Below are 7107 nucleotides of genomic sequence, written 5' to 3' on the forward strand. Positions count from 1 at the left end.
GTGATCAACTTGTGATTCGCAGTGCGGACGGGCCAGTGGCGTTGCGCGGCAAGGTCACCGTCACGGAAAAGCCACCGCCGCTGCGATTGCCGGCTTCGACGCGCCCGCCCAACGCCTCGATGTAGCGCTTCACCATCCACAGGCCAAGACCGGAATGTTGCGGTGATCGATCGGCATCGGACGGTATGTGCGGTCGCGACGAATAGTAGCGCTCGAAGATGCTGCCAATCTTGGCGGGGTGGACGCCGGGCCCGTCATCGTCGACCTGCAGATCGATCGTGTCGCGATCCATGGTCAGCGTCACGACGATGGTGCCGCCGCGCGGCGAGAAGCTGATGGCGTTCTCGAGGATGTTCTGCAGCACCGTCTCCAGCATGCCTCGTCCGGCCCACACGATCGCCCGCTCCTCGAGGCGCCGAACGAGCCTGACGTCCCTGCTCGCGAGCAGCTCGCGAAGGTCGAGGGCGGCGTCGGCGACGACCTGGGTGAGATCGGTCGGGACGCGTGGCGCATCGATGAGGTCTGCCGTGCTGATGTCGTAGCGCTGCGCCGCGGTCACGAGATCGAGCAGGCGGGCCGCCGAGGCGTCGATGATCTCGAGGGCGCGGCAGGCTCTGCGATCGTCGCCGGGGACGGCGCGACGGACCGGCTCGAGCGCCGAGCGCATGGCGGCGAGCGGAGTCTTGAAGGAGTGGGCGTTGTCCTCCGCCGACTCGCGAATCTGCTGCGACACGCGGCGCAGGTCGTGGACCAGCTTGTCGAAGTCGCGCGCCACGCTCGACAGTTCGGGAACGACATTGCGATGGCTGAAGGCGTAGTCGCCGATGCGGCCCTGACTGATCTCGGCTGCGACGTCGCGGAAGCGGCGCAGGGTGATCCTGAAGCTGACGGCGACGAGCAGGGCAACGGCGGCGACGAAGAGATAGATCACCGCGGCAATGCGTATCTCGCGGGTTTGCCAGTACGGGCGGCCGATCGAGGTGTCGAGGAACTCCGAGGTCGTCTGGGTCGAGGTCAGCACCCAGCAGCCATCGGGCGTCTGGATCGGGATTATCGAGGTCAGCATCTGGGTGCCGCCGGCCCGCCGATAATGGATCTCGTTGGCGACGTCCTGCCGGCAGGCATCGGACAGGCGTTGAAGCACGCCGCGGCTGGCAAGCTCGTCGAGGTCGGCGACGACATCCTCGGCAGTGACGGTCGGCGCCGAGGCCACGAAATAGAACCGCCCATCGGCGCGCTCGCCGGCGGGCTGGAACATCAGCTTCAGGATCGTGCCATTGCTGTCGTACTTGGCGAGCACCTCGTTGAGACGCGAACGGGTCTCCGCCTCGCTGTCCTCGAGGATCGGCACCAGGGCGATGGCGATCAGGCGGCTGCGATCCTGGATGGCACGAATCACGAGGTCGCGTGTCTGCCGGTCGGCGCTCTCGAACTGCGAGTAGAGCACGATCGGCAGGGCGATGAAGACGCCGACCAGCATCACGAGCTTCAGGGTCAGGGAGGCGGCGAACTGCCGAAGCGTTCGCCGCCAGCTGCGCCCGGGTGGTTTAGGACTTGCCCCAGCGGTATCCGAAGGACTGGTAATTGTCGATTTCGGCAAATCCGGGATCGATTTCCCGGAACTTGTTTCGAATTCGTAGGATGCAGGAGCGGACGTTTGTTCGATAGCCATCTTCACCGCTCCCCGCGATAAAGCCGACGTAGTGCATGGCGTCGTACACCGCCCGATAGGTCACGTATCTGCCGACATTGGAGGCGAGCAGATGGACGATCTTGAACTCGGTGACCGTGAGATTGACGTCGACATCGTCCCAGTAAGCGCGACTTGCGCTCGGCTTCAGCAGCAGCCGGCCACAATGGTAGTTGTCGACGGGCGCCGGCTCGGCAGGACGCTTGAGCGAGGCGGCGATCAGTCTGAGGCGATGCGCGAGGATGGGGACGCCACGCGCCTTGTCGACGAAGTCCAGTGCGCCGCGATCGAAGGCCAGCTTCTCGTCCTCGCGACACGAGCGCCCGGTCAGGAACACGACGGGGCGGGCGATTCCACTCTTGCGCAGGCGTGGCAGCAGGTCGATGCCGGACCCGCTCGGCAGGTTCCAGTCGAGCACGATGATCTCGACGTTGTCGCGCTGGGTCAGCGACTCGAACAAGGCGGTGCCATCGCAGAACGTCGTGACGTCGAATCCGTAGTCCGTGAGCTCGCCGCTCACGGCCTCGCGATACTCGTCGTCGTCCTCGACGAATGCGATGCGCGTTCTCCCCTCCGCAGCAGGGCTACTGGCCGGCTTGAACGCGCGAGCGGAGCCGGGCCATGCAGAGACGCTTTCCGTCGTTGGTGCTGTCATCGCTCTTCACCTCGTAACCAAGTGTACCGAATTGCTTCGTCCGAACGTCGCGATAGAGCTGGACGTCGTAGGTGCATTGTCCGTCCCGGTAGCGCCATTGCTTGCCGGGTGAGCGATCCTCCTCTCTTGTCGGTGTCCCGAGCATTGCCCGGATTTCGGCCTCGCTCTTTCCGGCGAGGGCGACTGCAGGCGGATCAGGGGGCGTGCTGGCAGTCGAGCTGGGGGCGATGGGCGGGTCCTCCGATATGGTCTTGGCGGAAGTCGAAGGCGTCGAGCTCGTCGACGAGCTGCGGGGGCGGGCAGCGGCCTGGCGTTCCGGAGCCGCGCGAGCTAGCAGACTCGGGATCGGCATCGACGTCAGCCGTGAGAAGTCGTTGCGCATGCTTTGCATCGCGTCGCACCCGGACAAGACTAGTAGCCCAAGCCCTACTGTGTGCTTCACAATGTTCCGCATTCTCATCTGACTTCCCAGGCAACGCGGACCGCGTGAGGCACCGCTTCGCGTAAATGCTAAACGGTACGTCTCGGGAACGGGTTGCATCCCACCGTAACAACGGACAACACGTCGCACGGTTGCCCTCGAGACACGTGTCGGAACTGGATCGTCCCTTATCGCACTAAGGCGTCGCCGCCCATCGGCGATCGCGAAACAGCGCGGCATGTCGCGGCATGAACAGCAGGTCGAGCTGCGCCGTTGCTCCGTCGAGCGGTCGGCGGCGCAGCCCCACGATGTCGGCGAGACAAAAGCCGTGGTCACCGAGAAAGCGCACCACGCCTTCGACCTCGGCGCCACCGACGACGGTCGCGATCGTGCTGGTCTCGATCACCAGGGCATCGATCTCGGCGAGGCGGCCGGTCATGCCCGAGAGCACCATCAGCTCGGCTCCCTGGACGTCGATCTTGCACAGCGCCGGACGGGCAATCCGCGTGAACAGGCTGTCGAAGCGGCGCAGTGGCACGCGATCCATGCGCCGGACGCTGCGCGGACCGATCTCGCCCAGCAGGGTCGATTCCTGGATGTCTGCCCTGACCTCGAGGTCGGCCTCGCCGTCGCGATCGCCCAGGGCCACGGCATGGACCTCGCAGCGCAACTGGCCGGACAGGCGTTGCATGTAGGCGAGCGACTCTTTCGCCGGGTCGACAAGGTAATAGAAGGCGTCGGGGAAGGCCCGATAGAGGGGAAACGTGCCATAGGCGACGCCAATGTCGAAGACGCTCGCGGGCGAGAACCCGTGATGCTTCAAGACCCGCATCGAGCGGGGCCACGAGGGGAGAGCCGAGAGCTGAGGCAGCGCCGCTGCGAGCGGACGCAGGGCATCCTTCACGCGCGCCGCCAACCGACTCGTGGCGCGCGCCGGCTCATCCACCGCGCCGATCATGAGTGCTGTTCCGTCCCAGTTTCGAAGGGTCGGAACTCTAGGATGGCAAGGCGATGGCCGGTGTGACTAATCAGTGATGCCAAACTGGGAACCGTACAGCATCTGCCATACGCAATCTGTTCAGCCGAGCGCACTCATCTCGTGAAACAGGGCGTTGTTTCATCACAGGCCCTGAGAAGACTACGATGCCGGTCAGGCTTGTCGAGGCGCTCGGTGCAGGCTTTCACGCATGCGCGGCGATGAGACCGTCGGCAGTACGGATGCCTGCGAGCAGGGTGTGAGGGTCGCTCGTGACCGCATCCATCAGCGCGGCAGCGGCCGCAATATCGTTGGCGCCCGACCAGATGGTGCCGTGTTGCTCCTGCAGGTGCACGTAGTGAAGGCTCACGGCTACCTTAGACATGAGCGTGGTGATGTCCTGCGTGGGACCATTGTTCTGAGCCCCGCCGACTACCTCGATCAGCACCGATCCGACAAATTCACCCGCCGCCAATGTTTGCCTGATCTGGCTTGTCCAGTACGCCAGGCCGCCGGCATCCACGGATCGATTGAACAGATTATTGTAGAGCGTATCGAGGAACGATCCGATCTCGCTGTCGCTTGCGTCGAAGGGATGATCCAGGAAGGGATACAGCGCCCTGGCCTCGGCACTGATGCCGAAGGAGCTTGCGATGTTGGCGAACAGCCCGGCCGGGGTCTGGCTGGACATGCCGAGCAGGAACTCATCGGTCCAGAAATCGAATCCGCCCGCGTCCGCCGCGCGACCGAAGAAGGCAACGTAGGTCGAGGCAACGAGCTCGTCGACCGACAGCGCCGTCAGGTTCAAGGTGGTCGTCGGCCCGGTCGACACCGGGACTACGTAGAGCAAAGCCTGGGCGTCATCCGTGCTGCCTGCGTTGCCGGCGTTGTAGGAGAAGCTGTCGAGCCCGAAATAGCCGGGGGCGGGGGTGTAGCTGAATTCGCCGCCCGCCGTGATATCCAGGGTGCCATGTGCGGGGCCGCCAAGCTCGGTGGCACTGGAGGCATTCTCGTCGTTCAGAAGAACGCCAGCGGCGACCGAAAGAGATTGACCCTGGAGAACGATGTAGGCGTCGTCGTGTGCGGCGACCGGAAGGGCGACATCGTCGTTTTGAATCGTGCCTGTCGCTGAAGCGGTTCCGATTGCCGGGTTGGACGATGGACCGGCCTCGGCGGCGGCGATCGACAGGGTCGCCGATGGCGACGGGCTCACCGCATAGACCGCGAAGGCATTGAGCTTGGCGTTCTCGACATTGCCCGCCGACGCGTTGCCCGGACCGACCTGGATCGACAGCGAGCCGTCGCTCACCGTCACCTGCTGGCTGATCGTGAGCGCGGCGTTGGCGCCGACCCGGCTGTAGATGTCGATGTTCTGCAGCGCCGCCAGGGCCTGGCCTTCCAGGGCCATGTCGAAAACCCGTTGGCCCGAGCCGGTGATGCCCCAGTAGATCTCGGCCAGCAGCAGGTCGACCCTGTAGGTGCCGTTGGCAACCGCTACCTCGTAGGTGTAGCTGCCACCCGGCGTCCAGCGCTCGTCCTGGTACAGCGCGTCGTCGGTCGTTCCCGAGATGCTCGCTGTCGTGGCGAAGAGCCGGCTCGCGGCGGCACCCGTGGTGGGACCGGGATCGGCCTGGAACACCACGCCATTGCTCGCCGTCACCTGCCCACCGCCGACGTTCACCGCCGTCACGAGCTGGCTCGAGCCGGCGCTGTCGTCGTTGAGGATCGAGCCGGCGGCGCTGGCGGTGCCGATCGTGGTGCTGGTCGAGCCTGGGCTGGGCGGGGAAAGGGTGACGGTGAAGGTCTCGGACGGCTCCACCGTGAGGTCGCCTGCGACGTTCACGGTGATGGTCCTGGCCGTCTCGCCGGCGGCGAAGCTCACGATGCCGGCCGGCAAAACGCCGCCGGCGAAGTCGGCGGCATTGGCCGGCGCGCTGCCGGTGCCGGCCGCGGCGTAGCTCGCCGTCGCGCTGCCGCTGGTGTCGCCGGTCCGCGTCACCGTGAACGTGAACGCCGTGCTGCCGCTGTTGCCCTCGTTCTGGCTGGCCATCGCTGCCGCGATCGACAGGGTCGCCGACGGTGGCGCGCTCACCGCATAGACCGCGAACGCGTTCAGCTTGGCGTTCTCCACGTTGCCCGCCGCCGCGCTGCCCGGACCGACCTGGATCGACAGCGAGCCGTCGCTCACCGTCACCTGCTGGCTGATCGTGAACGCGGCGTTGGCGCCGACCTCGCTGAAGATGTCGATATTCTGCAGCGACGCCAGGGCTTGGCCCTCCAGCGCCATGTCGAACACGCGCTGGCCCGCGCCGGTGATGCCGGAATAGATCTCGGCCAGCAGCAGGTCGACCCTGTAGGTGCCGTTGGTCACCGGCACCTCGTAGGTGTAGCTGCCTCCTGGAATCCAGCGCTCGTCCTGGTACAGCACATCGTCGGTCGTGCCCGAGATCGCCGCCGTCGTGGCGAAGGTCTGGCTCTCGGCTGCGCCCCTGGCGGGGCCGGAATCGGCCTCGAACACCGTGCCGCCGCTCGCCGTCACCTGCCCACCGCCCACGTTCACAGCCTTGACGAGCTGGTTGGCGGTGCCGTCGTCATTGAGGATGGAGCCGGTAGCGCTGGCGGTGCCGATGGTGCCGCCGACGGGCGAGGAAAGCGTGACGGTGAAGCCCTCGTTGGCTTCGACGACCGAGTCGGCCGCCACACTGACGGTGATGGTCTTGGACGTCTCGCCGGCGGCGAAGCTCACGATGCCGGCCGGCAAAACGCCGCCGGCGAAGTCGGCGGCATTGGCCGGCGCGCTGCCGGTGCCGGCCACGGCGTAGCTCACCGTCGCGCTGCCGCTCGCGTCGCCGGTCCGCGTCACCGTGAAGGTGAACGCCGTGCCGCCGCCGTTGCCTTCCGCCTTGAGGGCGGACTGGGCGGCGACGGAAACCGAAGCGTCGTCGTTCACGATCGTGCCCGTCGCCGAGGCAGTGCCGATCGCCAGGCCCGATGACGGGCTCGACAGGATCGGGGTGAAGCCCTCGCTCGCTTCGACGGCCGAGTCGCCGGCCACGTTCACGGTGATGGTCTTGGACGTCTCGCCGGCGGCGAAGCTCACGCTGCCGGCCGGCAGGACACCGCCGGCGAAATCGGCGGCGTTGGCCGGGGCACTGCCGCTGCCGGTCACGGCGTAGCTCACCGTCGCGCTGCCGCTCGTGTCGCCGGTCCGCGTCACCGTGAAGGTGAACGCCGTGCCGCCGCTGTTGCCTTCCGTCTTGAGGGCTGACTGGGCGGCGACGGAAACCGATGCGTCGTCATTCAGGATCGTGGCAGTGGCCGAGTTCGCGTCGATCGTCAGGCCGGAGGACGGGTTCGACAGGGTC

The 7107-nt window shown here is 66.2% G+C and carries 5 protein-coding genes; all 5 read right to left on the reverse strand.

The window, feature by feature from the left end:
* Positions 1-4 precede the first annotated feature (4 nt).
* On the reverse strand, positions 5-1480 hold the full coding sequence (locus tag AB7O82_RS18815) for a sensor histidine kinase (protein ID WP_428542619.1): 1476 nt from the start codon (positions 1478-1480) through the stop codon (positions 5-7).
* A gap of 67 nt (positions 1481-1547) precedes the next feature.
* Positions 1548-2345, reverse strand: coding sequence for a response regulator transcription factor (locus tag AB7O82_RS18820; protein ID WP_428542616.1), 798 nt, complete (start codon positions 2343-2345; stop codon positions 1548-1550).
* Complete coding sequence (locus AB7O82_RS18825; RefSeq protein WP_428542613.1) at positions 2275-2727, reverse strand: hypothetical protein; 453 nt, start codon at positions 2725-2727, stop codon at positions 2275-2277. Before AB7O82_RS18825 ends, AB7O82_RS18820 begins: the two co-directional genes overlap by 71 nt.
* A gap of 235 nt (positions 2728-2962) precedes the next feature.
* Positions 2963-3724, reverse strand: a complete 762-nt coding sequence (locus AB7O82_RS18830) for an FkbM family methyltransferase (RefSeq protein WP_428542610.1) — start codon at positions 3722-3724, stop codon at positions 2963-2965.
* A 223-nt stretch (positions 3725-3947) separates the two neighbouring features.
* Positions 3948-7107: malectin domain-containing carbohydrate-binding protein (locus tag AB7O82_RS18835; RefSeq protein ID WP_428619932.1), on the reverse strand; the 3160-nt coding region annotated here is incomplete at its 5' end.

Origin of the sequence: Reyranella sp., from assembly GCF_050185545.1 — a bacterium.
Lineage (GTDB): Bacteria > Pseudomonadota > Alphaproteobacteria > Reyranellales > Reyranellaceae > Reyranella.

What these genes read in the sequence shown, in the direction of transcription:
- AB7O82_RS18815 (WP_428542619.1), bottom strand. Translation starts at nt 1,480, where the DNA reads ATGCTGGTCGGCGTCTTCATCGCCCTGCCGATCGTGCTCTACTCGCAG.
- AB7O82_RS18820 (WP_428542616.1), bottom strand. Translation starts at nt 2,345, where the DNA reads ATGACAGCACCAACGACGGAAAGCGTCTCTGCATGGCCCGGCTCCGCT.
- AB7O82_RS18825 (WP_428542613.1), bottom strand. Translation starts at nt 2,727, where the DNA reads ATGCGCAACGACTTCTCACGGCTGACGTCGATGCCGATCCCGAGTCTG.
- AB7O82_RS18830 (WP_428542610.1), bottom strand. Translation starts at nt 3,724, where the DNA reads ATGATCGGCGCGGTGGATGAGCCGGCGCGCGCCACGAGTCGGTTGGCG.